25 protein-coding genes are annotated in these 25891 nt (G+C 69.5%); 20 read left to right on the forward strand and 5 right to left on the reverse strand.

Translation table 11 applies throughout. The features are described 5' to 3' along the window. Positions 1-17: 17 nt before the first annotated feature. Positions 18-878: a hypothetical protein gene (locus tag ACFVHY_RS02385; protein WP_390267914.1), complete on the reverse strand. Its 861-nt coding sequence runs from the start codon at positions 876-878 to the stop codon at positions 18-20. A 54-nt stretch (positions 879-932) separates the two neighbouring features. On the opposite strand from ACFVHY_RS02385, the gene ACFVHY_RS02390 reads away from it, so the two are divergent. The 10 genes from ACFVHY_RS02390 (at position 933) to ACFVHY_RS02435 (ending at position 11022) form a co-directional block, all read left to right on the forward strand. After that, positions 933-1910: a hypothetical protein gene (locus ACFVHY_RS02390; RefSeq protein ID WP_390267917.1), complete on the forward strand. Its 978-nt coding sequence runs from the start codon at positions 933-935 to the stop codon at positions 1908-1910. Between the two features lie 54 nt (positions 1911-1964). Continuing rightward, positions 1965-3737 (forward strand): hypothetical protein, encoded by a 1773-nt coding sequence (locus ACFVHY_RS02395; protein WP_390267920.1) that lies wholly within the window; start codon positions 1965-1967, stop codon positions 3735-3737. Between the two features lie 52 nt (positions 3738-3789). Continuing rightward, a complete protein-coding gene (locus ACFVHY_RS02400) occupies positions 3790-4692 on the forward strand; it encodes a sugar phosphate isomerase/epimerase family protein (RefSeq protein WP_390267923.1) in 903 nt (300 codons plus the stop codon). Positions 4693-4730: 38 nt separating this feature from the next. Next, positions 4731-5588, forward strand: a complete 858-nt coding sequence (locus tag ACFVHY_RS02405; protein ID WP_390267926.1) for a thioesterase family protein — start codon at positions 4731-4733, stop codon at positions 5586-5588. A gap of 6 nt (positions 5589-5594) precedes the next feature. After that, positions 5595-6455: a pyrroline-5-carboxylate reductase gene (gene proC / locus ACFVHY_RS02410; RefSeq protein ID WP_065629198.1), complete on the forward strand. Its 861-nt coding sequence runs from the start codon at positions 5595-5597 to the stop codon at positions 6453-6455. Positions 6456-6643: 188 nt separating this feature from the next. After that, positions 6644-6877, forward strand: coding sequence for a helix-turn-helix domain-containing protein (locus ACFVHY_RS02415; RefSeq protein WP_004019963.1), 234 nt, complete (start codon positions 6644-6646; stop codon positions 6875-6877). Between the two features lie 293 nt (positions 6878-7170). Continuing rightward, the gene (locus tag ACFVHY_RS02420) at positions 7171-7272 is read left to right on the forward strand and encodes a 30S ribosomal protein bS22 (protein WP_003402602.1); all 102 of its coding nucleotides are present in this window, start codon (positions 7171-7173) and stop codon (positions 7270-7272) included. Between the two features lie 97 nt (positions 7273-7369). Next, on the forward strand, positions 7370-8422 hold the full coding sequence (locus ACFVHY_RS02425) for an NAD-dependent epimerase/dehydratase family protein (protein ID WP_390267936.1): 1053 nt from the start codon (positions 7370-7372) through the stop codon (positions 8420-8422). Positions 8423-8614: 192 nt separating this feature from the next. Then, positions 8615-9787: a lysophospholipid acyltransferase family protein gene (locus ACFVHY_RS02430; RefSeq protein WP_390267939.1), complete on the forward strand. Its 1173-nt coding sequence runs from the start codon at positions 8615-8617 to the stop codon at positions 9785-9787. A gap of 71 nt (positions 9788-9858) precedes the next feature. Beyond that, positions 9859-11022, forward strand: a complete 1164-nt coding sequence (locus ACFVHY_RS02435; RefSeq protein ID WP_058252642.1) for a zinc-binding dehydrogenase — start codon at positions 9859-9861, stop codon at positions 11020-11022. A gap of 440 nt (positions 11023-11462) precedes the next feature. Here ACFVHY_RS02435 and ACFVHY_RS02440 read toward each other — a convergent pair whose 3' ends face one another. Then, on the reverse strand, positions 11463-12590 hold the full coding sequence (locus tag ACFVHY_RS02440) for an HAD family hydrolase (protein WP_390267942.1): 1128 nt from the start codon (positions 12588-12590) through the stop codon (positions 11463-11465). A 180-nt stretch (positions 12591-12770) separates the two neighbouring features. On the opposite strand from ACFVHY_RS02440, the gene ACFVHY_RS02445 reads away from it, so the two are divergent. The 9 genes from ACFVHY_RS02445 (at position 12771) to ACFVHY_RS02485 (ending at position 20995) form a co-directional block, all read left to right on the forward strand. Next, the gene (locus ACFVHY_RS02445) at positions 12771-13025 is read left to right on the forward strand and encodes a glutaredoxin family protein (RefSeq protein ID WP_390267945.1); all 255 of its coding nucleotides are present in this window, start codon (positions 12771-12773) and stop codon (positions 13023-13025) included. Positions 13026-13175: 150 nt separating this feature from the next. Further along, positions 13176-13982: a redox-sensing transcriptional repressor Rex gene (locus ACFVHY_RS02450; protein WP_390267948.1), complete on the forward strand. Its 807-nt coding sequence runs from the start codon at positions 13176-13178 to the stop codon at positions 13980-13982. Continuing rightward, a complete protein-coding gene (locus ACFVHY_RS02455; RefSeq protein ID WP_055475197.1) occupies positions 13979-15358 on the forward strand; it encodes a glutamyl-tRNA reductase in 1380 nt (459 codons plus the stop codon). Before ACFVHY_RS02450 ends, ACFVHY_RS02455 begins: the two co-directional genes overlap by 4 nt. Continuing rightward, on the forward strand, positions 15355-16299 hold the full coding sequence (gene hemC, locus ACFVHY_RS02460; protein WP_065629205.1) for a hydroxymethylbilane synthase: 945 nt from the start codon (positions 15355-15357) through the stop codon (positions 16297-16299). Before ACFVHY_RS02455 ends, hemC begins: the two co-directional genes overlap by 4 nt. Positions 16300-16348: 49 nt before the next feature. Beyond that, the gene (locus ACFVHY_RS02465; RefSeq protein ID WP_390267953.1) at positions 16349-18040 is read left to right on the forward strand and encodes a uroporphyrinogen-III synthase; all 1692 of its coding nucleotides are present in this window, start codon (positions 16349-16351) and stop codon (positions 18038-18040) included. 110 nt (positions 18041-18150) lie between these two features. Continuing rightward, positions 18151-19128 (forward strand): porphobilinogen synthase, encoded by a 978-nt coding sequence (gene hemB, locus ACFVHY_RS02470; protein WP_390267956.1) that lies wholly within the window; start codon positions 18151-18153, stop codon positions 19126-19128. A 48-nt stretch (positions 19129-19176) separates the two neighbouring features. Continuing rightward, on the forward strand, positions 19177-19998 hold the full coding sequence (locus tag ACFVHY_RS02475) for a hypothetical protein (protein WP_390267959.1): 822 nt from the start codon (positions 19177-19179) through the stop codon (positions 19996-19998). Continuing rightward, on the forward strand, positions 19995-20420 hold the full coding sequence (locus tag ACFVHY_RS02480) for a hypothetical protein (protein WP_078113010.1): 426 nt from the start codon (positions 19995-19997) through the stop codon (positions 20418-20420). The genes ACFVHY_RS02475 and ACFVHY_RS02480 overlap by 4 nt, the downstream gene beginning before the upstream one ends. Positions 20421-20425: 5 nt before the next feature. Beyond that, a complete protein-coding gene (locus ACFVHY_RS02485; RefSeq protein ID WP_390267962.1) occupies positions 20426-20995 on the forward strand; it encodes a DUF3093 domain-containing protein in 570 nt (189 codons plus the stop codon). Here the strand turns inward: ACFVHY_RS02485 and ACFVHY_RS02490 are convergent. The 3 genes from ACFVHY_RS02490 to ACFVHY_RS02500 form a co-directional block, all read right to left on the reverse strand. Beyond that, the gene (locus ACFVHY_RS02490; protein ID WP_390267965.1) at positions 20977-21681 is read right to left on the reverse strand and encodes a hypothetical protein; all 705 of its coding nucleotides are present in this window, start codon (positions 21679-21681) and stop codon (positions 20977-20979) included. The genes ACFVHY_RS02485 and ACFVHY_RS02490 overlap by 19 nt on opposite strands. Positions 21682-21706: 25 nt before the next feature. Next, a complete protein-coding gene (locus ACFVHY_RS02495) occupies positions 21707-22621 on the reverse strand; it encodes a manganese catalase family protein (protein WP_390267968.1) in 915 nt (304 codons plus the stop codon). A 233-nt stretch (positions 22622-22854) separates the two neighbouring features. Beyond that, the gene (locus ACFVHY_RS02500) at positions 22855-24948 is read right to left on the reverse strand and encodes an acyl-CoA dehydrogenase (protein ID WP_390267971.1); all 2094 of its coding nucleotides are present in this window, start codon (positions 24946-24948) and stop codon (positions 22855-22857) included. 157 nt (positions 24949-25105) lie between these two features. Here ACFVHY_RS02500 and ACFVHY_RS02505 point away from each other — a divergent pair, with 157 nt between their 5' ends. Continuing rightward, the gene (locus tag ACFVHY_RS02505) at positions 25106-25801 is read left to right on the forward strand and encodes a TetR family transcriptional regulator (protein ID WP_390267974.1); all 696 of its coding nucleotides are present in this window, start codon (positions 25106-25108) and stop codon (positions 25799-25801) included. Positions 25802-25891 lie beyond the last annotated feature (90 nt).

The following is a 25891-nucleotide window of genomic DNA, read 5'->3' on the forward strand; positions in this document are numbered from 1 at the left end:
CCGCGGCGCCCCGGGGACTACTCCGAGGGCTGCAGCTCGTACTTGACGTCGGTCTCGCGGCGCTGGGTCGCGGCCTGCGTCGCCGGGTGGATCGCGATGAGCCCCAGCCCGTTCCGGCGTCGGCAGGCCGCTGCCAGCGCCGCATAGGCGGCCTCGCCGAGCAGGGCGGTGAGCTCGGGTGCGTACGACTCCCACACCTGCTTGGCCCCGATGTGGGCGTCGGGGGAACCCGAGCAGTACCACTTCAGATCGTGGCCGCCCTCGCCCCAGCCACGCCGGTCGAATTCGGTGATCGTCGTCTGGAGCACCTGGGTGCCGTCGGGGCGATCGATCCAGTCCTGCTCACGACGGATGGGCAGCTGCCAGCACACGTCGGGTTTGACCGTGAGCGGTTCGAGTCCCTTGCGCAGCGCCATCGAGTGCAGCGCGCACCCGACACCGCCGGCGAACCCGGGTCGGTTCAGAAAGATGCACGCGCCCTTGTGGAGTCGCGTCTTCAGGGCGGGCTCGTCATCGAGGTCACTCTCCTCGAGGTACCCCTTCGGGCCGACCGGATCCTTGCCGGAGCCCTTCTTGTAGAACTGCCAGTCCTCTGGCGTCAGCATCGCGACGCCGCGGGCGAGGGTCTTGCGATCGTCCTTGTCGGACAGATACGCGCCGTGACTGCAGCACCCGTCGGTCTCCCGGCCCGGGAGGATGCCCTGACATGCGGGTGTGCCGAACACACATGTCCAGTGCGAGAGCAGCCAGGTGAGATCGGCCCGGATGACGTGCTCGGGGTCGGCGGGATCGGCGAATTCGTACCATTCGCGCGGAAAGTCGAGTTCGACCTCCGGCGCGGGATCGATGCGAGGCGCGGACGGCGAAATGGCGGTCACCTTTACACGGTAGCCGGGATCGGGCGGTGCGGGCGGCTGCACTACCGTTGACCCGTGCGCTTAGGAGTCCTCGACGTGGGCAGCAACACAGTCCACCTCCTGGTGGTCGACGCCCATCGTGGCGGTCACCCCACCCCGATGAGTTCGAGCAAGGCGGTCCTGCGCCTGGCCGAACAGATAGACGCCGACGGCCGGATGAGTGATCGCGCCGTCGCCAAGCTCATCGAGTCGATCGACGAGTTCACCCACATCGCCCGGACGTCCGGGTGTGAGCAGATGATGGCGTTCGCGACGTCGGCCGTGCGCGATGCGACGAACTCCGACGACCTGCTCGACGAGATCGAGCAGCGGACCGGGGTGCGCGTGCTCGTCCTGTCGGGGCGCGACGAGGCCCGGTTGACGTCGCTGGCGGTGCGTCGCTGGCGTGGTTGGAGCGCCGGCCGCATCCTCGCTCTCGACATCGGCGGCGGCTCCCTGGAGATGTCCAACGGCGTCGACGAGGAACCCGACGTCGCGCTGTCACTGCCGCTGGGGGCCGGACGACTCACCCGCGAGTGGCTGCCCGACGATCCGCCGGACCGGCGGCGGGTCGGCGTGCTGCGCGACTGGCTCGACGCCGAGCTCCGCGCTCCGGCGGCCCAGCTGCTCGCACCCGGCGCGCCGGATCTGTGCGTCGGCACGTCGAAGACCTTCCGGAGCCTGGCCCGGCTGACCGGCGCGGCGCCGTCGAGCGCCGGACCGCGGGTGCGCCGCGAACTGACGACGAGCGGGCTTCGTCAGCTCATCTCCTTCATCTCCCGCATGACCAAGGCCGATCGCGCCGAACTCGAGGGCGTCAGCTCGGACCGGGCGGGCCAGCTGGTCGCCGGAGCGCTGGTCGCCGAGGCGGCAATGCGCGCGTTGCAAGTCGATACACTGGAAATCTGTCCGTGGGCACTCCGGGAAGGTGTGATCCTGCGCCGACTCGACGCGGAGCAGGCCGACGCGCTGGAGCCGACACCGGTGCAGGGCGTTCGCGAGGGCGTCGGCTGACACCCTGGTAGACCCGGACCCAAACGTTCGAGAACGAGGACGGAGAGCCACTACATGCCGAAGGATTCGGAGCCCGAATCCCGACCCATCTCGGTGTCGGAACTTCTCGCCCGCTCGCAGGGGTCCCAGGGGGACTCGCCGGCACGTACCCGTGACGGCCGCGGCCGCCGACGCGCCGGCCGGGACGGATCGTTCTCGGTGTCCGAGCTGACCGGCGAGATCCCGAAGGTCGCCGACGCGGGCGAGGGTTCCGCGGCGCCCGCGGCCCGGCCCGAGCTGGCTGCCCGGCCCGAACCCGCAACCCGGCCCGAGCCGGCTGCCCCACCAGCGAGCACCGCGCCTGCGGAGACGGCGGCCCCGGAGAAGGCAGCTCCGGAGAAGACAGCTCCGCAGAAGACTGCTGCGGAGAACGGTGCCCCGGAGCGGGACACGACCCCGCGGAGCCGTCCGGCCGCGGCCGCCGCGCCGTTCCCGCGTTCGACGAACCCGGTCCCGCGCCGCCCGGCCGACGATCAGCCCGTCGTCGACCGGCCGCGCGCCGATCAGCAGCACCAGGCACGGCCGGGTAACCGCACCGCCAGCGGGATGCCCGGTTACGGCCAGGGAGCCGTCCCGCCGATGTCGACGCGCGACTTCAGCTCCGAGGCGGTGGCACGTCGCCTCGGGCAGACGCCGCCGCGAGATTCCGCTCCCGTCGACCAGGAGTCGGCGAACGCCGTCACCGGCATCATCCCGGTGGTGGGTGAGAACGGGTCGGATCTGTCGGTCGTCGACTCCGACGACGTGGTCACCTACGACCTGACCGAGGTCGACTCGGGCACCGACGGCCCCCGCGAGCGCGGCGACGGCGGGTTCTCCGAGGTCATGGACTTCGACGCCTATCGCAACTTCGCCGACGTGGAGAGCGGGAACGACGGGCCGGGGGGCAAGGGCCGGTCCGGGGGCCCGGCCAGCAAGATCGGGGCGTCGAAGAAGACGGGGCCGTCGGGTGTCGTCGGGTTCGCGCGCAAGCTCTTCGGCGGCAAGAACCGGGACCGGAACGACCCCGAACGCCACACCGACGACCACCCGGACGCACACACCGACGGCAACGAGTCGACACACGACTGGGCAGCCACCGCGGCCGCCGCCGCAACCGCGGGTGGGACGACGGCGGCGATCGCCGCGGCGCACCCCGAGACCCATGAGGCCGACGGTCGGTGGACCGGCTCTGACGAGACCGAGGGTCTCCAGACCGCCGACCGCCCCACCGACGACCACCCGACCGAGGCCATCGAACCGATCGAGTCCGCTTCCGAGGGCAACGAGGGCCGGGTCGACCTGGTGAAGGAGCGCGAGCCGGAGGGTCCCGCCGAGCCCGGGGGCCAGGCGGAGTTCGATGCCCTGCACGACACCACGGACATCGACGAGACCTCCGATGACGACGCCGATCCCGACTCGGCAGCCGCCACGGCGGAGCACGCCGGCCAGGACGTCGTGCATTCGGCCGCGGACGCGGAGTCCGCCGAGCGGACCGGCACCGTCGACACACCGGCACCGGACGGTCGGGCGACCGACGACGCCGAGGAGTCGCCGGTGAAGGCCTGGCTGGTGTTGTTCGGACAGGCGATCGTCGGCCTCGCGGTCGGTGTCGGCCTGTTCTGGGGTTTCACCGAACTGTGGCGTTGGAATCCGTACTTCGCGCTGGTGCTCGCGGTCCTGGTGATCTTCGGCATCGTGACGCTGTCGCATGTGGTCCGGCGCACCAAGGACCTGCCGACGACGCTGCTCGCGCTCGGCGTGGGTCTGCTGGTCACCATCGGGCCGCTGGTGTTGTTGGCCGCGTGAGCCGGTGTGAACCGATGAACCCGTCGGGAGCGGAGCGAAGCGGGCGGACCGGATGAGACCCGACCTCCCGCGTCCGTCCGCCGAGATCCCGATCGGCCTGTCGACGGCGTCGGTCTATCCCCAGAACACCGAGGCGGCCTTCGCCTACGCCGCCGAGCTGGGCTTCGACGGCGTCGAGTTGATGGTGTGGGGTGACGCTCTGAGCCAGGACATCCGGCGCGTCGAATACCTGTCGGATCACTACCAGGTTCCGGTGTTGTCGATCCACGCCCCGTGTCTGCTCATCACCCAGCGGGTGTGGGGACGCGACCCGGTGGTGAAGCTGGCCCGTGCGGTGGAGGCGGCCGAGGATCTCGGTGCGTCGACCGTCGTCGTGCATCCGCCGTTCCGGTGGCAGCGTGGCTACGTCGCCGCCTTCGACGATCTCGTCGACGAACTCGAGGCGGACAGCGGGGTCGCGGTCGCCGTGGAGAACATGTTTCCCATGCGGGCCGACCGGCTGTTCGGCGCAGGGGAGCCCTCGGTCCGGCGACTCAGCAAGCGCGGCGGTGGTCCCGGTCTGGCGGCATCGGCGTTCGGCAAGTCGATCGATCCGACCGATGACGGCTACGCGCACTACACGCTCGATCTCTCGCACACCGCGACCGCCGGCGTCGACGCCCTCGCTCTTCTCGACCGGATGGGCTCGCGCCTCAGCCACCTGCATCTCGCCGACGGCAACGGTGCCGCCACCGACGAGCACCTGATCCCCGGCGACGGGGCGCAGCCCTGCGCCGAGGTGTGCCGGCGCATCGCGGCGAGCGACTTCGCCGGGGCGGTTGTGCTCGAGGTCACCACGGGGAGCGCGCGCACCAAACCCGAGCGCAGCGCGCTGCTGGCCCGTTCGCTAGATTTTGCGCGGCGGCATCTCAAACGGGAGCTGCACCCCGAGCCCACCGGCCAGTTGAGCAGCTGATTCGTCGGGGGACGGGTCTCCTCGACGAAGGCGGGACGATGACCAGCAAGATCACCCAGGTGCAGGAGCTGACCGAGGTCGACCGTGACGGTCCGGACTCGATCACCCTGCGGGCGCACATCGACGAGACGTTCACGATCGGCCCCAAGGTGCACGGCGGCACGCTGCAGATGGTGGTCGCGAAGGCGGCCCGGACCGCGCTGACCGCGCTCACGCCGGACGGCGACCGGCTCGCCGAGTCGGCGGCCGCGATGATCCCGGTGGCGATCTCCAGCGACTACCTCACCGCTCCCGATGCCGCGGACGTCGACCTGGTGATCAGCGTGCGCAAGCGCGGGCGCACCGTCACGGTCCTGTCGGTCGACGCCGTGCAACTCGGCCGGACCGTGGTGTCCTCGTCGGTGACGATGGCCCGTCCCGACAGCGGCCGCCCGCACCACTCCGGCCCCACCGTCCTCGACTCCGTGCCCGTGGAACCGTCGTCGACCGGCATCCCGCTCGACGGTTCGCCCATCGCCGAGGTCAACCACCTCGGCGCCGCCATCGACCTGGTCCTCGACTCGGAGACGTTCCCCGTCGTCCGCGGCGAGACCGGCGAGCCGCTCGTCCGTGGGTGGATCCGGCCGAAGGGCGTCGAACCCGACGAGTACTTCACGGTCCTGGTCGGAGACATCTCGCCCCCGGTCGTCATGAACCTGGCGCTGTTCGGGTGGGCGCCCACGGTGCAGCTGACCACCTACGTCCGGCGCCATCCCGCGCCCGGCTGGCTGCGTTTCGCCGCGACGAGTTCCGAGGTCGGCCCCGGGATGTTCGAGGAGGACCACCTCGTGGTGGACTCGACCGGGACCGTCGTCGCACAGTCCCGTCAGCTCGCCCTCATCCCCGCAGGAAGGTAGACATCCGTGTCCGAACGCATCGCCATCATCGGCGGAGGCAAGATCGGTGAGGCACTGCTCGCCGGTCTGATCGGTGCAGGCACCCCCACCAAGGACCTCGTGGTCGCCGAGCGGGTGGAGAGCCGCGCCGCCGAGATCGCCGAGGAGTATGGCGTGCTGGTCACCGACGTCAAGAGCGCGGCCGAGTCGGCGCAGTATGTGTTCCTGGCGATCAAGCCCGACGACGTCGACTCGATCCTGCGCATCCTCGCCTCGGCGGAGGACAACGCGGAGTCCGAGCGGGTGACCGTGACCCTCGTGGCCGGCCTGCCGCTGTCGCGCTACGAGAGCGCCCTGCAGGCCGGGTCGCCCGTCATCCGGGTCATGCCCAACACGCCGATGCTCGTCAACGAGGCCATGTCGGCGGTCTCGGCCGGCCGGTACGTCGGCGACGAACAGCTGCAGGCGGTGGTCAAGATCCTGCAGACGGTCGGCCGGGTGACGGTCGTGCCGGAGAAGCAGATGGACGCGGTCACCGCGGTGTCCGGTTCTGGTCCGGCCTACGTCTTCCTGCTCGCCGAGGCGATGATCGATGCCGGCGTCGGCCTGGGGCTCACCCGTGCCCAGGCCTCGGAGATGGCGGTGCAGACCATTCGTGGCGCGGGCATCCTGCTGAGCGATTCCGGGCTGTCCGCGGTCGACCTCCGCGCGGCCGTCACCTCGCCCGGCGGCACCACCGCCGAGGCGATCCGGGAGTTCGAGGCCAACGGTCTGCGGCACGCGGTCTACCAAGCGACTCGTGCCTGCGCGGCCGCCAGCGCCCGCGGCGGACGTCGAGTGGAAGTCGAGGGTTTGGCGCAGGGACACGCCGTCACCGACACCCCATGAATTGTGGTCGAACGGCCGACAAACCCCAGCATGTTGGGGTCGAGTCACAGGAATCTCAGAAATACCGGTCTCTCACGTCGCTTTTTTCACATCTGCCACGCTAAGCTTCTTTAAGCACGTGCGTGTCTGATGTCCGCAGGAGGGGAAGCCTGCGGCCGCGACGCGTGCACCGGAGGTATGAGTGATTCATGGCACCTGCAGACACTCCTGGTGACAGGACAGGCGCAGTGAGCAACGCGGCTTCGGCGTCGCAGTTCCTCACCGTCGCCGAGGTTGCATCGTTGATGCGCGTTTCGAAGATGACCGTCTACCGTCTCGTCCACAACGGCGAACTGCCCGCGGTTCGGGTCGGACGCTCGTTCCGTGTGCATGCGAAAGCGGTTCACGACTACCTGGAGACGTCGTACTTCGACGCCGGCTGATCCGGCTCTCGCACCACGCCTGAACAGCAGTTTCTTCGAAAGGTCTCCGTGACCGGCCCACGCCGGTCACGGGGCCTTTTGCGTGTGGGCGTCCCCGGCCGCCGCTCGTCGGCCATCGCGATTTCCCGATCCGGCGTGCCGCCCGGTAGGCTCGGTGGTCGCGTACCTGGATGCGCCGGTGAGCCCTACGTGACGCACCGCCGCTCGTCGCTTCGCTCCCGGCGCCGTACCCGGCTGAAGTGCTGACCAGGGCCGAACAAGTACATCAGTGTCAATCGTGAGGAAGCGCCCCGATGGGTTCAGTGATCAAGAAGCGCCGCAAGCGCATGTCGAAGAAGAAGCACCGCAAGTTGCTGCGTCGGACCCGGGTGCAGCGTCGCAAACTCGGTAAATAGGCTTTTCTTCGACATCAGGACCCGCTACGGCGGGTCCTTTTGTCGTCTCGGGCCTCCTCGGTGCGCCGGAACGCCCGACTGGCGATAGCCTCGGGGCATGGCCGAATCCACCTCCGCACCCCCCAGGGTGGTCCTGGTCACCGGGGCGTCGACCTTCCTCGGCGGCTACCTGGTGGCCCGTCTCGCGGCCAATCCGGACATCGAGAAGGTGCTCGCCGTGGACTCGCGGGTGCCGCGCAAGGATCTCCTCCGCCGGATGGGGCGAGCGGAGTTCCTTCGGGTGGACATCCGGCGTCCCACGATCGCGAAGGCGCTCGCCGCCTATGACGTGGACACGGTGGTCCACGCCGCGACGTCGATCGCCGACACCGCCCCGCACTCCGCTGCGATCAAGGAGTTCAACCTCGTCGGGGCGATGCAGGTGTGCGCGGCCTGCCAGCGCACACCATCGGTGAAGCGTCTCGTGCTGCGTTCCACCGCCATGGTGTACGGCGCGGGCAGCCGCGACCCGTCGCACTTCGCCGAGGAGACGCGCGCTCCCCGGGAGCCGAAGCGGGGATACGGTCGAGATCTACTCGACGTCGAGGGTTACGTCCGCGGCCTCGGCCGTCGCCGTCAGGACATCGACATCACCATCGTCCGCCCGCAGGCCATGTTGGGTCCGCGCATCACCACCCGGATGAGTTCGTACCTCTCCCTGCCGGTCGTGCCGACGGTGATCGGATTCCAGCCGCGCCTGCAGTTCCTGCACGAGGAGGATGCGCTTGCGGCGATGGAGCACGTCACCCTCGCCGGGAAGGTCGGCACCTACAACATCTCGGGCGAGGGCGTGGTGACGCTCACGCAGGCGATCCGACGGGTCGGGCACCTCGAACTGCCTGTTCCGAGCAGTCTGCTGGCGCCGATCGCGGGGGTGTTCCAGGACCTGCGGTCGGCGAAGCTGCGGTCGTCGCAGACGGAGTTCCTCACCTACGGCCGGGTGCTCGACACGACCCGCATGCGGACCGAACTCGGCTTCGTCCCGCGGTACACGACGCTGGAGACGTTGGACGACTTCATCGAACGCAGCGGGGTGACGCCGGTGATCGGGTCCGATTCGTGGAGATCGTTCGAGCGACGGGTCGTGTCGGCCGCCCACCAGTTGCAGTGAAATTCAGGGTCATGATGGCGGCGAAGTCGCCGTGAGCATGCGCAACGTGGGTGCAACCTCTAGACTTGGACGCCAGACCCACATCGCGCCCAGCGCTCCTACGCCGCGACTCGTTCGCCTCGGCGGTCCGAGTGCCGGCAGCAACCCGAGCCCAGACCCGGCCCGGATTTCGAACCCAGGACTCAGCTAGGGGTGAGCACTTTGGCAGGTGGCGGAGCGACAGATGCACGTACCGCGAAAGTCATTCAGCTCTACACATCGCCGACGGGTCCCGATGCCCGGGGTGTCCGGGAGTCGGGTCGCCGACGCCATCCGAGTCAGCAGGTCGGTCGTGAACGATCGAAAAGCGCGGCGGCGCAACGGGGATCGACGCTCGGACACCCCAACACCGATGGGTTCGGACGCGCGCCCGCGCAGGTGACCCCGATCAGCGACGAGATCACCCTTCCCGACGAGGTGCTGGGCGTCGAACATCGCGGTCCGTCGAGATCGAGTCCGCTGTTCAGCCTGGGCGGTCTGCGCGGCGCGGTCGCCGACACCCTCACCTCGACCGCCGGGTTCATCCGGGAACGGATGGCGGGGGAGTACGAGGTCGACGAGTTCGGATTCGATCCCCACTTCACCGAGTCGGTGTGGTTCCCGGCGATCCGGCAGGTCTACGAGAAGTGGTTCCGCGTCGAGGTCACCGGTGTGGAGAACCTGCCGCGCGAGGGTGGGGCGCTCCTGGTCGCCAACCACGCGGGCACGATCCCGGTCGACGCCGTGATCACCTCCCTGGCCGTGCGCGACAACCACCCGGAGGGCCGGTACCTGCGGGTCCTGGCCGCCGACATGGCCTTCGACACGCCGGGCGTCAGTGAGGTCGCGCGGCGGATCGGTGCGACGCTGGCGTGCAACTCCGACGCCGACCGTCTGCTGCGCGCGGGTGAGCTGACCGCGGTCTGGCCCGAGGGGTACAAGGGCATAGGCAAGCTGTACAAGGACCGCTACAAGCTCCAGCGGTTCGGCCGCGGCGGGTTCGTGACGACCGCGCTGCGCAACGCCGCGCCGATCATCCCGGTGTCGATCGTCGGCTCCGAGGAGATCTACCCGATGCTCGCCGATCTGAAGCCGCTCGCCAAGATCCTCGGTCTGCCGTACTTTCCGGTGACCCCGCTGTTCCCGTGGCTCGGTCCGCTGGGCATGGTGCCGTTGCCGTCGAAGTGGCACATCCACTTCGGCCGGCCCATCGAGACCGGCTCCTACGACGAGGCGTCCGCCGACGACCCGATGGTGGTCTTCGATCTCACCGACCACGTGCGCGAGGAGATCCAGCAGACCCTCTTCCGGATGCTGAGCCGGCGCGGAAGCGTCTACTTCGGCTGAGCTCGGTGTGGCGCGGGGGCGTGGCGCGCGTTCGACGCCCGTTCCGGTCCGTCAGCTGATACTCATGGAGCATGCGTGCAGTCGTGTGCCGGCAGGGCGAGCTGACGGTCGAGGAGATCCCCACCCCGGAGCCCGGCAAGGGTCAGGTACTGCTCCGCGTTCTCCGCGCGGGCATCTGCGGTTCGGACCTGCACGCCCGGGTCCATGCCGATGCCACGGCGCAGGTGTCCGCCGAGGTCGGCTACGACGCATTCATGCGGTCCGGGCAGTCGGTGGTCATGGGACACGAGTTCGCCGGCGAGGTGGTCTCCTACGGGCCCGGTTGCCGTAAACGCTGGGCTCCCGGGACCCCGGTGGTGTCGGTCCCGATGATCCGGCACGGCGCCGACGCCCACCTGACCGGACTGTCGGAGTCCGCGCCCGGCGGGTACGCCCAGTTCGTCCTGGTGTCGGAGGACATGACCTTCGAGATCCCGGAGAACCTGCCCGCCGAGCATGCCGCGCTGACCGAGCCCATGGCCGTCGCCCATCACGCGGTCCGGCGCGGGGAGGTGGGACGCCGGGATGTCGCGGTCGTCGTGGGTTGCGGCCCGATCGGGCTGGCCGTCATCACGATGCTGAAGGCCGACGGAGTTCGCACGGTCATCGCGAGCGACCCGTCACCCGGCCGCCGGGTGCTGGCGCACCGCGTAGGGGCCGACATCGTCGTCGACCCGGCGGCGTCGTCGCCGTTCGAACGGTGTGCCGAGGTCGGCAAGTACATCACTCGCGCCCAGGATCTGCTGGGCGCGGCGTTCGACGCCATGCGGACGCTGCGGCGGATCCCCTTGGCGCCGTGGTCCTCGGTCTTCCGCATGGCCGACCGCCTGGGTGCCACACCGAAGGGCCCCGTCGTCTTCGAATGTGTGGGGACGCCCGGGATGATCGAGCACATCGTGACCGAGGCGCCGTTCCGGTCGCGGATCGTCGTGGTCGGGGTGTGCATGGAGCCCGACACCTTCCGCCCGGCGATGGCGCTCAACAAGGAACACGAGTTGCGGTTCGTGTTCGCCTACGACCCCGCCGAGTTCCACGACACGCTGCACATGATGGCCGACGGCAAGGTCGACGTCGCACCGCTGATCACCGCGACGGTCGGTCTCGACGGTGTGGGAGCGGCGTTCGATGCCCTCGGCGGCGCCGAACACCACGCCAAGGTCCTCATCGACCCGATGAGTGAGGTGGACTCGCTGTAGGGGGGAGGGTTCGTCGATCGTGCGCCGGATTCCGTCGACTGTGCGGCCCCTCCGCTGGTTGAGCCGGCCCCGAGCGGAGCGAGGCGCCGTGTCGAAACCACCTGGTGACCCGACGATCTCAGCCATCGCGAACCCGGCCGGCGCCATACCGCAACTCCCAGAATATCTTTCGTCTACGACGATGTCATCTGCGGTATGACTCATCGGTAGCGGTGGTCCATCCCGCAACCACCCCGGCAACGGGTACCGGCCCACCGCGTCGTGCGCCGATTCGTTATGTTTGGGACGGATACCACTCGAACCAGGCTGCACCCGTTCAACATTCGCGAGCGATCTGGACCACGTCACCGAGTACGACCACGCCGACCCAGCCCGAGGCGGGACGACACCGGGTGAGAAGCCTTCTGATCCGGGGAGCCAGGGCCGTCGGCGTCGAACGATCAGCGCTGCCGCAGGAACCGCGCCGCGGCTGCGGCGCCACCGCCCGCGGCGCCCAGCACGATGGCGGTGCCGGCGCCGTACTTCGCGGCCTTGCGCGCGGTGCGGAAGTCGTACATCTCCCAGCCGCGGACCTTGGCGACGTCGCGCAGGTCGGTGTCGGGGTTGATCGCCACCGCGCGGCCGACGAGCGACAGCATCGGTACGTCGTTGTGTGAATCCGAGTACGCCGTACAGCGTTTGAGGTTGAGCCCCTCGCGGATCGCGAGCGCGCGCACCGCATGGGCCTTACCGGGGCCGTGCAGGATGTCGCCGACGAGCCGCCCGGTGAAGACCCCGTCGACGCTCTCGGCGACGGTGCCCAGCGCACCGGTCAACCCCAGCCGGTCGGCGATGGTCTGCGCGAGTTCGACGGGTGTCGCGGTCACCAGCCAGACCTGCTGTCCGGCATCGAGGTGACGCTGTGCCAACGCCCGCGTACCCGGCCAGATCTTGTCCGCGATGTAGTCGTCGAAGATCTCCTCGCCGAGCTCGACGAGTTCGGAGGTCGGCTTGCCCGCGATTAACGACAACGCCTTCTCCCGGCCCTCCGCGACGTCGCGCGCGTTCTCCTTGCCGGTGATCCGGAACTTCGCCTGCGTCCACGCGAAATCCATGATGTCGCCGTAGGTGAAGTACTTCCGCGCGGCGAGGCCACGAGCGAAGTGCACGATCGACGCGCCCTGGACCAGGGTGTTGTCGACGTCGAAGAAGGCGGCGGCGGTGAGGTCGCGCCGCGGTTCGCCCGGGATCTCGGCCGTCGGGCGCGAACGCAGCGAGTCGACGGCGGCCTTCGCGCTCGCCTCACCGGCCAGGGTCTGACGGAGTTCGTGCGCGGTCTGCCGGAAGCGGCCGGTCGCGGCGGTCGCCCGCTGGGAGATCCAGGTGGTGACCCGGTTGGTCTCGTCGTCGACGAGTTCGTGGAGTTCGGCGTCCTCGTCGAAGTCGTCGGTGAACTCCACGCTCGCGGCGTGGGCCTCCCAGTCGTCGCCCGTCGGGCCGTCGCCCTGCATCGGATTCGGCAAGAGAAGTGCGGCGTCGTCGGGCGTCTCGTCGTCCTGCCGGTCTTCCGGGCCCGGGGTCTCGCCCACTGCCCACCTCCCACGCGTAGCGCCAGCACTGCTTGCCGGGTACAGCCTAGTGGTGCGCCTGGGAACCGGGCGACTGGTCTCCGGCGTTCGATCCCCACGCCCGGTGACGGACCGCACACCGTCGGCGGGGGAGGGTCACCCGGCTGATCCCGCGGGCGCTGCGCTGGGAGGATGGTCGGCATGACGGTGGAACTGTTGACCCGTGCGGGGTGCGCGGCGTGCGCGGCGGCCCGCTCCGAACTGACCCGGATCTGCGTCGACATGGGCGTGGAGTTCACCGAGGTCGACGTCGACGAGGCGGCCGAAGGGGGTCGGCCGGACGTGCGCGCCGAGTTCGGCGACCGGCTCCCGGTGGTCCTCCTCGACGGTGACGAGCACAGCTATTGGGAGGTCGACGAACCGCGTCTGCGGGCCGATCTCGCGGCGCGGCGGTGATCGGCGCCCACGTCCGACGCGGTGCCTAACACAGCACGGCCGATCCGGAGGGGCCGTGTGAACAGATTCACAGGGAAGTTATATCCTCCCCTGGTCGGGAAGAGTCGGGTCCCGGTGTCTGGTGACGCCGGCAGATGTGTGGGAGTGCGAGTGGGCGCGGAGAGTGCGAAGTCGGCCGACGCCGACCCTCCTGCGTCCGCCGTCCCTCCGGTCGACGGCCCCGCCACCGACATCCCCGGTCCCACGGTCGCCCGGTTGGCCACCTACCTGCACGTACTGCGCTCGTTCAGCCGTCGGGGCATCCTGCTGGCGTCGAGCGGCGAGCTCGCGACGGCAGCCGGGGTCAACCCGGCCATCCTTCGCAAGGACCTCTCCTACGTCGGCGCCAACGGCGTGCGCGGCGTCGGATACGACGTGGGCAAGCTGACCGCCCGGATCTCGATGACGCTGCACACCGACAGCATCCACACCGTCGCGCTCGCGGGTGCCGGCTCGCTCGGCCGTGCGCTGCTGTCGCACGCCGGCTTCGGACGCGGCTTCCGGGTCGCCGCGATGTTCGACGCCGATCCGGCCCTGACCGGCGCGGTTCTCGAGCCGGGCGGCCCGCGGGTCGCCCCGCTGACCGACATCGCCACCGTCTGCGCACAGGTGGTCCCGTCCGTCGAGATCGCGGTGATAGCCACCGCCGACGACGACGCCCGACGCGTCTTCGACGCCTTCGTGGCCGCGGGTGTCCGGCAGGTGCTCAACGTCACGCCCGTGTCGCTTCCGGCGGAGTCGGATGTTGTCGTCAGACAAGTTGATCTAGCCTTGGAACTACAGGTGTTGGCTTTCCAGGCCTCTCGCGGGCCGCGCGACGACGTCAAGGAGCCGCGCGAGGCGAAGCCGACGCGGGGGCACCGGGGAAGTGCCGGACACCAGGGAAATGTGATGGGTGAAGAAACGGTGACAGCGTGAGTGTTCTGTTGTTCGGGGTATCGCACCGCAGTGCTCCCGTCGAGGTGCTCGAGCGGTTGGCGGTCTCCGACCACGACCGCCCCAAACTGATCGACGAACTGCTCTCCTCGCGGGCGATCTCCGAAGCCATGCTCGTGTCCACGTGCAACCGCGTGGAGATCTATGCCGTCGTCGACGCCTTCCACCCGGCACTCGAGGCGGTCGGCTCGGTCCTCGGCGACCACTCCGGCATGACCGTCAACGAGATGACCCGCCACGCCTACGTTCGTTACTCCGAGGCCGCCGTCGAGCATCTCTTCACCGTCGCGGCGGGCCTCGACTCGCTCGTCGTCGGCGAGCAGCAGATCCTCGGCCAGATCCGCAACGCCTACCTCAGCGCCGACGCCAACGACTCCGCCGGACGAGTGCTGCACGAGCTGGCGCAGCAGGCGCTGCGCGTCGGCAAGCGCGTGCACACCGAGACCGGCATCGACCGCGCGGGTGCCTCCGTGGTCTCCGTCGCGCTGCACCGTGCGAAGTCGCTGCTCACCGATCCCGCGACGGGCGCGCATCGCCTGCGCCGCGCGGTGGTCGTCGGTGCCGGCGCCATGGGCGGTCTGGCGACCGCGCAGCTGGCCCGTGAGGGCGTGACCGAGATGGTCGTCGTCAACCGGACCGTCGACAAGGCCGATCACCTCGCGGGCAACATCGCCGCCAACCACGGCATCAGCGTCCGCGGCGTCGGGCTCGACGACCTGCCGGCCGCGATGGCCACGGCCGACGTCGTCGTCACGTGCACGGGCGCGATCGGCGCGGTCGTCGGCGTCGGGTCGGTACACTCGGCACTCGCGGCCCGTACCGGGGACGCAGCTCCGCTCGTCATCTGCGACCTCGGGCTCCCGCGTAACGTCGACCCCGCCGCGGCCCGCCTGCCCGGCGTGCACATCGTCGACATCGAGGGACTGCGCGGCGACTCCGAGACCCAGGCCGCCGAGAACGACACCCTCGCCGCCCGGTCGATCGTCGCCGCCGAGCTCGCCGACTACCTCACGCATCAGCGTCAGGCGGAGGTCACCCCGACCGTCGCGGCCCTGCGCCAGCGCGCGGCCGACGTCGTCGAGGCCGAGATCCTGCGCCTCGAGACCCGCCTGCCCGACCTCGAGGGCGCACAGCGCGACGAGGTCGCCAAGACCGTCCGCCGCGTCGTCGACAAGCTGCTGCACGCACCGACCGTGCGCGTCAAGCAGCTCGCCTCGACCCCCAACGGGGATCACTACGCCGAGGCGCTGCGCGAGCTGTTCGAACTCAAACCCGGTGCTGCCGAGGCGGTTTCGGCTCCCGACCATCTCGGTGGCCTGCCTTCGGGCGACGCGGCCGGCGATCTGGGTGACCGATGAGCGAACCCTCCACCGCGCCGATCCGGATCGGTACGCGGGGCTCGCTGCTGGCCCGGACCCAGTCGCAGACCATCGCCGACGCCCTGACCGCCGCCGGACATCCCGCCGAACTGGTCATCATCAAGACCGCCGGTGACGCCTCGGCGGCCCCCGTCACCGAGATCGGCGTCGGGGTGTTCACCACGGCGATCCGCGTCGCGCTGCGGAACAACGAGGTCGACGTCGCGGTGCACTCGTACAAGGACCTCCCGACCGCCCCCGAGAACGACCTCACGATCGCGGCCATCCCGCCGCGCGTCGATCCCCGGGATGCGCTGGTGGCACGTGACGGAATGGTGCTCGGCGAACTGCCGCCCGGCTCGGTGATCGGTACCTCGGCCCCGCGGCGGGCCGCGCAGCTTAGAGCACTGGGTCTCGGTTTGGAAATCCGCCCCCTACGAGGCAACCTAGACTCTCGGTTGGGCAAAGTCGCCAGCGGCGAACTCGACGCAGTCGTGGTCGCCCGCGCCGGACTCGTGCGGATCGGACGGACCGACGTGGTCTCCGAGGCGCTCGAACCGGTGGTCATGCTGCCGGCGCCGGCGCAGGGTGCACTCGCTGTGGAGTGCCGCTCAGACGATGCCGAACTGGTGAGAATTCTCGCCGAGTTGGACGACCAGTCCACCCGCGCGGCCATCGAGGCCGAACGGGCGGTACTCGCGGCTCTCGAAGCCGGGTGTACCGCACCGGTCGGTGCGATCGCCGAGGTGGTCGAGTCGATCGACGAGGACGGGCGCATCTTCGCCGAACTGTCGTTGCGTGCGGCGGTGGCGGCCGAGGACGGGTCGGACGTGATCCGCGCTTCGGTGGTGGGTCCGGTCGATCGTGCCGTTCAGCTGGGCAAGGACCTCGCCGCCGAACTGCTGGAGCTGGGAGCGGGCGACCTCGTCAACTCTCCCTAGCAGAGAACGAACTGCAGCCCTCGCCGAGAGGGCAGGAGAGTGCGAACCCATGAGCCGTACGAAGAAGGCAAATCCCGGACGGATCCTGTTCGTGGGGTCGGGTCCAGGGGACCCAGACCTGCTCACCGTGCGGGCACGCACCGTGATCACCAACGCGACCACCGCCTACATCGATCCCGATGTACCCGCGCCGGTGGTGTCGCTGATCGGCAGTGCGCATCGCGACGAACCCGCCGCCGATACTCGCCGATCCACCAAGAAGGCCGAGAAGCCCGCTGACGACGCCGCGTCGACGCCCGCCGCACCGGCCGACGATTCGCAGGCCGCCGGTGACGAGGCCGGCACGGCCGATGCCGGGCAGACCGACGAGGAGTCGGTGGTCCGGCCGGCGCTCGGCGATCCGGCCGAGGTCGCCAAGACCCTCGTGGCCGCGGCCCGCAACGGCGACGACGTCGTGCGCGTGGTCGCCGGCGATCCGCTGACCACCGATTCGGTCCTCGCCGAGGTCAACGCCGTCGCCCGTACGACGGTCACCTTCGAGGTGCTGCCGGGCCTGCCCGCCGCATCCGTGGTCCCGAGCTACGCCGGCATGCCGCTCGGTTCCACCCACACCGAGGCCGACGTGCGCGGCGAGGTCGACTGGGCCGCGCTGGCCGCGGCCCCCGGCCCGCTGGTGCTGCACGCGACATCGGGCCACCTGGCCGAGACCGCCAGCGCGCTCACCGAGCACGGTATGGCCCCCCAGACCCCTGCCGCCATCACCATCAACGGCACCACCTGTGCGCAGCGCACCATCGAGGCCACGCTCGCGACGCTCAACGAGCAGGGCAATGCGCTCACCGGTCCGCTGATCGTCACGGTCGGCAAGGTCGTGGGTGCGCGCGGCAAGCTGTCGTGGTGGGAGTCGCGCGCCCTGTACGGCTGGACCGTCCTGGTGCCGCGGACGAAGGACCAGGCCGGCGACATGAGCGAACGCCTCGTCAGCCACGGTGCGATGCCCAAGGAGGTGCCGACCATCGCGGTCGAGCCGCCGCGGAGCCCCGCGCAGATGGAACGCGCCGTCAAGGGTCTCGTCGACGGGCGGTACCAGTGGGTGGTGTTCACCTCCACCAACGCGGTGCGCGCGGTGTGGGAGAAGTTCGCCGAGTTCGGGCTGGACGCCCGGGCGTTCTCCGGCGTCAAGATCGCCTGCGTCGGTGAGGCCACCGCCGAGAAGGTGCGCTCCTTCGGGATCAACCCCGAACTCGTGCCGTCGGGTGAGCAGAGCTCGCTCGGTCTCCTCGAGGACTTCCCGCCCTACGACGACGTCTTCGACCCGGTGAACCGAGTTCTGTTGCCGCGCGCCGACATCGCGACCGAGACACTGTCCGAGGGACTGCGCGACCGCGGCTGGGAGATCGACGACGTCACCGCGTACCGCACCGTGCGCGCCGCGCCGCCGCCCGCCGAGACCCGCGAGATGATCAAGACCGGTGGTTTCGACGCGGTCTGCTTCACCTCCAGCTCGACCGTGCGCAATCTCGTGGGCATCGCCGGAAAGCCGCACGCGCGCACCGTCGTCGCGTGCATCGGGCCCAAGACCGCCGAGACCGCAACGGAATTCGGGCTCCGGGTGGATGTGCAGCCGGAGAACGCATCGGTGCTCGAACTCGTCGACGCGCTCGCCGAGCACGCCGCCCGACTTCGGGCCGAGGGCGCACTTCCGCCCCCGCGCAAGAAGTCTCGCCGCTCGCGTTCCTGAGCTGCTCCTGCTCCCTGAGGTGCGAGGAGCGATAGCCGTGTCTCCTGCTCCCTGAGGTGCGAGGAGCGATAGCGACGAGCCTCGAAGGGCCCGTGAGACGAAGGAGACCCATGCCACCCGTGATCCGGCCCCGACGACTGCGGACCACCCCGGCCATGCGCCGGCTGGTCGCCGAGACCTCGTTGGAGCCGCGACATCTGGTGCTGCCGATGTTCGTCGCCGACGGCATCGACGACCCGGTACCGATCTCGTCGATGCCGGGCGTCGTGCAGCACACGATGGATTCGCTGCGGACCGCCGCGGCCGAGGCCGTCGACGCCGGTGTCGGCGGGCTCATGCTGTTCGGGGTGCCGCGCGCCGAGGACAAGGACGCCACCGGGTCGGGCGCGGATGCCGACGACGGAATCCTCAACCGGGCTCTGCGCACCCTCGGTGACGATCTCGGGGATGCCACGGTCCTGATGGCCGACACGTGCCTCGACGAGTTCACCGATCACGGGCACTGTGGCGTCGTCGACGGTCGGGGTCGCGTCGACAACGACGAGACCCTCGAGCGCTACGTGTCGATGTCCCTGGCGCAGGCGCGGGCGGGTGCGCATCTCCTCGGGCCGAGCGGGATGATGGACGGCCAGGTCGCCACGATCCGGGCCGCCCTCGACGCGGCGGGCTTCACCGACACCGGGATCCTGGCCTACGCCGCGAAGTACGCCTCGGCGTTCTATGGCCCGTTCCGCGAGGCGGTCGGCTCGTCGTTGCAGGGCGACCGGCGCACGTACCAGCAGGACGCGGCCAACCGGGTCGAGGCGCTGCGCGAGGTCCGGCTCGACCTCGAGGAGGGCGCCGACATCGTGATGGTGAAGCCGGCGATGAGTTACCTCGACATCGTGCGCGACGTCGCCGACATGAGTGACGTGCCGGTCGCGGCCTATCAGATCAGCGGCGAGTACTCGATGATCTCCGCCGCCGCCGAACGCGGGTGGATCGATCGCGACGCGGCGATCCTGGAATCGCTGACCGCCATCCGACGGGCCGGTGCGTCGATCGTCTTGACCTACTGGGCGGCCGAGGTGGCGCAGCGCCTGTCCTGACCTGAGCGTGTAGGGCTCGTCGTGCTGCCCGTTCACTAGGCTGGTCCCATGTCCGCACCGTACGACCCCGCGTCCGACCCCGGCGCGCCGTCGCGACCGAAGATCCCCGACTCCGTCTCCATCGCCGTCGAGCTGTGGGTGGTGGTGATCGTCGGGCAGATCGTGGCGATGTTCGCGCAGACCGGCACCTTCGTCGACATGATCCGCGATCAGGTGAGTTCTGCTCCGCAGGAAGGGGTCCCGCCCGAGCAGATCGACTTCATGACCTCGTGGGGGTTCGTGGTCGGTGTGCTGGTCGTGACGTCGCTGTTCCTCACCGCGATCACGGCCTTGGTCGTCTGGTTCACCCGTAAGGGCTACAACTGGGCGCGGATCGTGCTGTCGGCGATGGGTGTCTACGTCGTGGTCAGCCTGCTCTTCTCGCTGTTCGGTGGCGACACGTCGCCGGCGTGGGCGATGGTCCCGCAGGTGATCAGCGGCGTCGCGGCGCTCGGTGCGACCGTGCTCCTCATGCGCGGGGACTCGGAAAAGTACTGCCGGGAGATGGCCGCAGCGCGGAAGCCGCAGCCGGTCCACCCGCCGTCACCCCCGTACCCATACGGCCAGAACCCGTACGGCCAGAACCCGTACGGCCAGAACCCATACGGCCAGAACCCGTACGGCCAGAACCCGTACGGCCAAGACCCGTACGGCCAGAACCCATACGGCCAGAACCCGTACGGCCAGAACAGGCCGTATGGTGACAGCGATCATCGCGGCGCGCCCGGCCCGTACTCCGACGACGCCCGATCCGAGCCCGTTCACCTCGACAAGCCGCATCCGGAGAACCGGGGCACCGACAACCAGAACGAAGGACCGAAGAACCAGTGACAAGTCCTGATCCGGCGCTGCGTCCGAAACTCGTCGTCTGGGCCTACCGGTGCTGGCTGACCTCCGGCGCACTGCTGATCGCGCTCGGTGCACTGGTCATCGTCGTGTCGGCGGCCAGCGACACCGGGACCGTCACGTCCGGGGTGCTCGGCGCCATGGTCGCCGTCGTGGGTGTCGGGTACATCCTGCTGGGCAGCAAGGCCTACACCGGCGATGCGCGGTGGCGGTCGTCGCTGGCGGCGCTGACCCTGGTCGTCGTGGCCATGCTGCTGTTCCTGAGCCTGGGGATGAACTTCTTCGCGTTCCCGTTGCTCGCGGGCCTCGTCGGTCTGTTCGGGTCCCTGCTCGCCTACCGTCCGCCCGCCGAGACCTGGTACACCGGCAAGGAGCCGGAACCCAAGACGCCGCGGTCGCGCAAGTAGGGCACATGACCGACGACGATCCGGAAGGCCACGACTCCGACCCCGTCGAGCCGGCGGGTGAGGTGCTGTTCGCCGAGTCCGGCGGCAGTTGGTGGGTGGTGCTGATCGGTCCGGTCCTGGTGGGCGCGGTCCTCGCGATGGAGATCGCCGGGCCGGGTCAGGTGCACTGGCCGGTGCTGGCGATCTTCTTCGTGCTGCTGCTGGGGTTCTCGCTCGTGCAGGTGTCGGCAGCCCGTCGGCATGTCAGCGTCGAGCTCACCGAGACCACGCTCCGCCAGGGTGCCGTCACGACGCCGCTGGCCGACATCGCGAAGATCTTCCCGCCCAATCACAGCCACACCCCCGAGGACTGGGAGAGTGCGTCCGCGTTGGGCGAGCTGCACGGTGTACCGCGCCGCCGCAAGGGAATCGGTGTGCAGCTGACCTCCGGGCGGATCGCGCAGGCATGGGCCCGCGACGTCGAGCGGTTGCGCAGCGAGCTCACGCAGGCGCACGAGGCCGTCCGGCTGGGGCTACCGCCTCGGGGGACGTCGAGGACCGAACCGTCCTCGGAGGATCAGGACACTACGGAGTGACGTCCCGCCCGGCTGTCGCGGTAGGCGCGGCGTCGTAGATCCCCGAGCCACGACGGGGCGAACTCGACGCCCTCGGGTCGGTGCAGGATGGGGTCGAAATCCACGTCGAGTCCGGTGAGGACGTGGTCGAGTTCGATCCGGACGACCGGCACGAACCGTCCGGCGCCGGCCTCCAGGACGATCACGATCGGTTGGTTGCGGCGGAGACGGGCGGCCAGGTCCTCGATCGACAGGCCCGACGAGTCCGACGGTTCGAGGATGCGGGCCCGAATCCAGTACAGGTCACCGTGGTACCGGTACGGCGTCAGGCTCGACACCGCGGTGGCCCAGTGCGTCGTCGGCAGCGGTACGGGCAGTCGGCCGTCGAGCGGCGCCGGGCCGGCGAGCAGGAGATCCCACGCGCCGGTGGCGTTGGTCGACGGCGACACCCCGCCGCCGCCGACGGTGCCGGGGTCGGTCGACGGGAAGCGGATGGCCAGCCCGACGATGTCCGGCAGGCCGCCGGGTGTGCCGATGCCCTTGGACACCCGCACCGACACGGGGCCGCTGTGGAAGGGGAGTGGGTGGTCGGCCGACAGCGCGGCCGTGCCCCCACACAGCAGACCGTCGGGGTGGAACACCCGGGCGTGTCTGAGGGCGGCCAGCCAGCGGAACGGGGTCGTGATGAGGTCGGGTAGTGCGCTCATGAGAACTCCGGTTGTCGGTGCGTTCCTAGCCGGACGGGTCCGGATCGACGACGTCCTTGATCTTGCCCATGACACCCTTCTCGGTGCCGAACTGCGGCTTCTGCGGGGTGCCCATCGCGCCGTCGTAGGTCGCGTAGAGCTTCGGGTCCGGCGGTGGCCCCGACTGCCGATCGCCCAGCGGCTGCGGGTCGGCGAGGAACTTGAACTGGTGCGCGCCGTCTGGGGTGGGGCCGCTGGCCCAGCCGCCCTTGTCCGAGTCCTCGCCGTCGGACAGGTGCCACAGGGTGCTTGCGTGCTCGCTGAACTCCTCGTCGAAGAGGTCGTCGGGAGCGATCGTGCCCTCCAGGCCGTCCTCCTTGAGCTCCTCGATCCCCTTCAGCCAGAGGTTCTGATGGAAGGTGTCGCGGGCGAGGTTGAATCGCAGCATCGCCTTGACGCCCGGGTCGTCGGTCATGTGCCACAGGCGGGCCGTCTGGACGCGCCCCTGCGCCTCGGCGGTCACGTTGGCGTGGAAGTCCGCGAGCAGGTTGCCGCTGTGCGTGATGTATCCGGCGTTCCACGGCACACCGTTGCTGTCGGCGAGACGGGGGCCGCCGCCGGAGAAGATGGCCTGGGTGGGATCGGTGCCGCCGAGGACGGCGGCGACCACCGGGTCACCGAGGGCGTTCTCGGTCGAGTTGGTGACCGGCGCGCCTTCGAGCAGACGTGCGACCATGGTGGCGATCATCTCCACGTGACCGATCTCCTCGGTCGCGATGTCCATGATCATGTCCTTGTACTTGCCCTTCATGCGGCAGTTCCAGCCCTGCATGAGGTACTGCATCGTCACCGTCATCTCGCCATAGGCGCCGCCGAGCAGCTCCTGGAGCTTGCGTGCGTAGATGGGGTCGGGCTTCTCGGGTTTGACGTCGAATTGCATGTAATCGGTGTGGCGGAACATGGTTCTCTTTCCGAATCGGCTTGTGGCACGCTGTCGCAGCGCAGATGGACAAGTCGGGCGCGGGCGATTCCCGGACGCGGGCCCGCGCGATCTCGTCGGTGCGTCGCAGCGTGGTCTCCACAGCGGCGTCGGAGGCAGTATGCCCGTGGTGCGCAGGCCCAAACACCGGTGCCGAATCGACAACGCGGCCACCGTCTGTTCGACGGTGGCCGCGATGGTCTCGAGAGCGAGGGTCAGCCGTTCTGGAGCATGGGTGCGCGCAGCAGCTCTTCCGGGACGCCGAAGGCGTCGACGAGCGACCGGGCATGCGGCCGCAAATCCTGGCAGAGCTCGTTCACGCCGCGGCGGATCGCCTTGGCGCGCTCCACCGAGATGTGCCGGTGCATCATGAACCAGGACAGGTCGTCCTCCAGTGCCGAGTAGACGAACAGGTCGCACACCTTGCCCAGAAGCTCTGCCGCCGAACGTGAATCGCAGTTCTCGATCGCCTCGACAAAGGCCTCGAGCACCACGCGTTCGATGTGCGCGTGCCCGACCTTCAGCAGGTGGTCCTGCGCGTTGTTGAACACCTCGAAAGCGTCGTTGTCGTCGTCGAGCGCGCGGCGTAGACGTTGCGCGCACGTCCGGACGAGGTGGTCCTCACGGTTACGGAACAACCGGATCTGGGTGCTGCGGTCGGTGAGCGCCGACTTCTCGGTGTCCTCGTCGGAACCGTCGAGCAGGGTCTGCACGACCTGCCGGACCGCGGTCTTCTCGGCCACCACGTCGCGGGCCATGCCCGCGATGAAGCGCACCCAGCCGCCCGCCGAAAGGCCCTGGACGTCTTCGGAGTACGCGGACAGCAGCTCCTTGGCGATCAGCTGCGTCATGATCGTGTTGTCGCCCTCGAAGGTGGTGAAGACGTCGATGTCGCCCCGCATGATCGACAGCTGGTTCTCGTCGAGATAGCCTGCGCCGCCGCAGGCTTCACGGCTGACGTTGATCGCGTGGGAGGCGTGCCACGTGGCGTAGGCCTTGAGGCCGGCGGCCTGCCCCTCGAGTTGGCGCTGGCGTCCGGCGTCGGAGTCGTCGGGTGCGACCGACTGGACCTCGTGCAGTTCGTCGACGATCTCGTTCTGCGCGAATCCGATCGCGTACGACTTCGCGATGAGCGGCAACAGCTTTCGCTGGTGACCGAGGTAGTCCATCACGGTGATCTCGTCGGTGCCCTCGGGTGCCTCGAACTGCTTGCGGATCAATCCGTAGCGGGTCGAGAGTGCCAGCGCCTTGCGGCCGGCGGCACCCGCGGTCGCCGCCACGCTGACGCGGCCGCGGATGAGGGTGCCCAGCATGGTGAAGAAGCGGCGGTTGGTGTTCTCGATCGGCGAGCTGTAGCTGCCGTCTTCGGCGACGTCGGCGTAGCGGTTGAGCAGGTTCTCCGCGGGGATGCGGACGTGGTCGAACATGATCCGGCCGTTGTCGACGCCGGCGAGTCCGCCCTTGTACCCGCAGTCGCTGGTGGTGACGCCGGGCAGGTCGGAGCCGTCCTCGTCCCGGATCGGCACCACGAAACAGTGGACGCCACGGCCTTCGGGCTCCTCGTCGGGCCCACCGGTGACGAGCTGGGCGAACACCGCGGCGTACCGGGCGTGCGCGGCGGCACCGCCGATGTAGTCCTTGCGGGACGACGGGGTGGGGGAGTTGATCACGAACTCGCGGGCCTCGCGGTCGTAGGTCGCCGTGGTCTCGATGGCCTGCACATTCGAACCGTGCCCGGTCTCGGTCATCGCGAAGCACCCGAGGACGCTCAGGTCGATGATGCCGGGCACATACTTCTCGTGATGCCGTGCGGTACCGAGGTTTTCGACGGCGCCGCCGAAGAGACCCCATTGCACGCCCGCCTTGACCATGAGGGACAGGTCCGCGTAGCCGAGCATCTCGATGGCGGTGATCGACGCGCCGATGTCGCCGCTGCCGCCGTGGTCCTCGGCGAAACCGGCGGCCGCGAAACCCTGCGAGGCGAGCTCGCGCATCACCTCGAGGGTGTGGGCGCGCGCCTCGTCGAGCGTCCGGGACGGGTCGGGCAGGAGGTCGGCGCGGTTCGAGTTCTCCCGTACCGTCTCCCTCGTCGCGCGCCAGCGACCGTCGAGGACGAACCGCAGATTGTCGACGAGCAGTGCCCGCTCGTCCGCGGACAGTTCGTCGTCGGCGGAGACGTCGGTCGGGGCGACCGGGTCGTCGACGGTCGGTTCGGTCGCGATGGGTGTCGGACTCGTCGTCGACGGGGTCTTCTCCGTCGAGGCCTTCTCAGCCGGGGTCTTCTCGGTGGGAGCCGTGGGGGTTGCCATGGCTCCACCGTACGTAGTGACCACGCGTCGGACCCAGCTTTTGTGGCGGTCGCTACTGACGAGTAATGCGCACCGATCCGTTACGCAGGTCGGCGCCGAACTCCTGCTTCGGGACGGCCCGAGGGTCTCGTCGCCTCCATGTGGTGATACTTGACCCATGTCAGTCGCGGACACCGATCCGACCGCCTTCCGCACGCGTGTCGTCGCCGAGTCCATCCGTCTGTTCAGCGAGCACGGCTACGAGTCGACGACCGTCGAGCAGCTCGCGGCCGCCGCCGGGATGTCCCGTCGCACGTTCTTCCGGCAGTTCGGGTCGAAGGAAGACGTGATCTTCGCCGACCACGAGTCGCTGCTCGCGCAGGTCGGAGACCGGCTCGCGGCCTCCGACGACGATCCGTGGCTGGCGGTGTGTGCGGCGGCCGAACTGGTCTTCGGCCACTTCGTCCGGGATCGCGAACTCGCGGTGCGGCGCGCACAGGTGGTGCAGGAGGTGCCCGCGCTGCGCGATCGCGAGCTGGTGACGACGTACCGCTACCAGGGTGCGTTCGAGGAGTTCCTGCGCGCACGGTTGCCCGGCCAGTCGCCGGTGCGCGTCGTCGCCTACGTGGCGGCGGTCACGGGCACCCACAACTTCCTGCTGCGGCAGATGATCCGCGGCGACGCCGAGGCCACCCCCGAACGACTGCGGGACGAGCTGCACCGAGTGGCGATGGCACTCGGTGCCGACGGCGGCGGCGGCGCATCGGTCCCGGGGGGCGGGTCGGGCGGACGGGTCACCGTGGTCGCCTATCCGGCCGGGATGTCTCGGTCGGAAGTCGCACGTCGGGTGGCCGAAGAGCTGGGGGAGGACTGATCCGGCGGAGGGCTGCGGGACATCGGCGTGGGTTTCGAGGACAATCGGCGGGGACGGGGACTACATCGATTGACATGGCACTCAGTGCCG

Source organism: Gordonia sp. NPDC127522, from assembly GCF_042672305.1.
Lineage (GTDB): Bacteria > Actinomycetota > Actinomycetes > Mycobacteriales > Mycobacteriaceae > Gordonia > Gordonia hongkongensis.

What these genes read in the sequence shown, in the direction of transcription:
- ACFVHY_RS02420 (WP_003402602.1), top strand. Translation starts at nt 7,171, where the DNA reads ATGGGTTCAGTGATCAAGAAGCGCCGCAAGCGCATGTCGAAGAAGAAG.
- ACFVHY_RS02485 (WP_390267962.1), top strand. Translation starts at nt 20,426, where the DNA reads ATGACCGACGACGATCCGGAAGGCCACGACTCCGACCCCGTCGAGCCG.
- ACFVHY_RS02495 (WP_390267968.1), bottom strand. Translation starts at nt 22,621, where the DNA reads ATGTTCCGCCACACCGATTACATGCAATTCGACGTCAAACCCGAGAAG.
- ACFVHY_RS02475 (WP_390267959.1), top strand. Translation starts at nt 19,177, where the DNA reads ATGTCCGCACCGTACGACCCCGCGTCCGACCCCGGCGCGCCGTCGCGA.
- ACFVHY_RS02405 (WP_390267926.1), top strand. Translation starts at nt 4,731, where the DNA reads ATGACCAGCAAGATCACCCAGGTGCAGGAGCTGACCGAGGTCGACCGT.
- ACFVHY_RS02500 (WP_390267971.1), bottom strand. Translation starts at nt 24,948, where the DNA reads ATGGCAACCCCCACGGCTCCCACCGAGAAGACCCCGGCTGAGAAGGCC.
- ACFVHY_RS02400 (WP_390267923.1), top strand. Translation starts at nt 3,790, where the DNA reads ATGAGACCCGACCTCCCGCGTCCGTCCGCCGAGATCCCGATCGGCCTG.
- hemC (WP_065629205.1), top strand. Translation starts at nt 15,355, where the DNA reads ATGAGCGAACCCTCCACCGCGCCGATCCGGATCGGTACGCGGGGCTCG.
- ACFVHY_RS02435 (WP_058252642.1), top strand. Translation starts at nt 9,859, where the DNA reads ATGCGTGCAGTCGTGTGCCGGCAGGGCGAGCTGACGGTCGAGGAGATC.
- ACFVHY_RS02490 (WP_390267965.1), bottom strand. Translation starts at nt 21,681, where the DNA reads ATGAGCGCACTACCCGACCTCATCACGACCCCGTTCCGCTGGCTGGCC.
- ACFVHY_RS02415 (WP_004019963.1), top strand. Translation starts at nt 6,644, where the DNA reads ATGGCACCTGCAGACACTCCTGGTGACAGGACAGGCGCAGTGAGCAAC.
- ACFVHY_RS02395 (WP_390267920.1), top strand. Translation starts at nt 1,965, where the DNA reads ATGCCGAAGGATTCGGAGCCCGAATCCCGACCCATCTCGGTGTCGGAA.
- ACFVHY_RS02425 (WP_390267936.1), top strand. Translation starts at nt 7,370, where the DNA reads ATGGCCGAATCCACCTCCGCACCCCCCAGGGTGGTCCTGGTCACCGGG.
- hemB (WP_390267956.1), top strand. Translation starts at nt 18,151, where the DNA reads ATGCCACCCGTGATCCGGCCCCGACGACTGCGGACCACCCCGGCCATG.
- ACFVHY_RS02445 (WP_390267945.1), top strand. Translation starts at nt 12,771, where the DNA reads ATGACGGTGGAACTGTTGACCCGTGCGGGGTGCGCGGCGTGCGCGGCG.
- ACFVHY_RS02465 (WP_390267953.1), top strand. Translation starts at nt 16,349, where the DNA reads ATGAGCCGTACGAAGAAGGCAAATCCCGGACGGATCCTGTTCGTGGGG.
- ACFVHY_RS02505 (WP_390267974.1), top strand. Translation starts at nt 25,106, where the DNA reads ATGTCAGTCGCGGACACCGATCCGACCGCCTTCCGCACGCGTGTCGTC.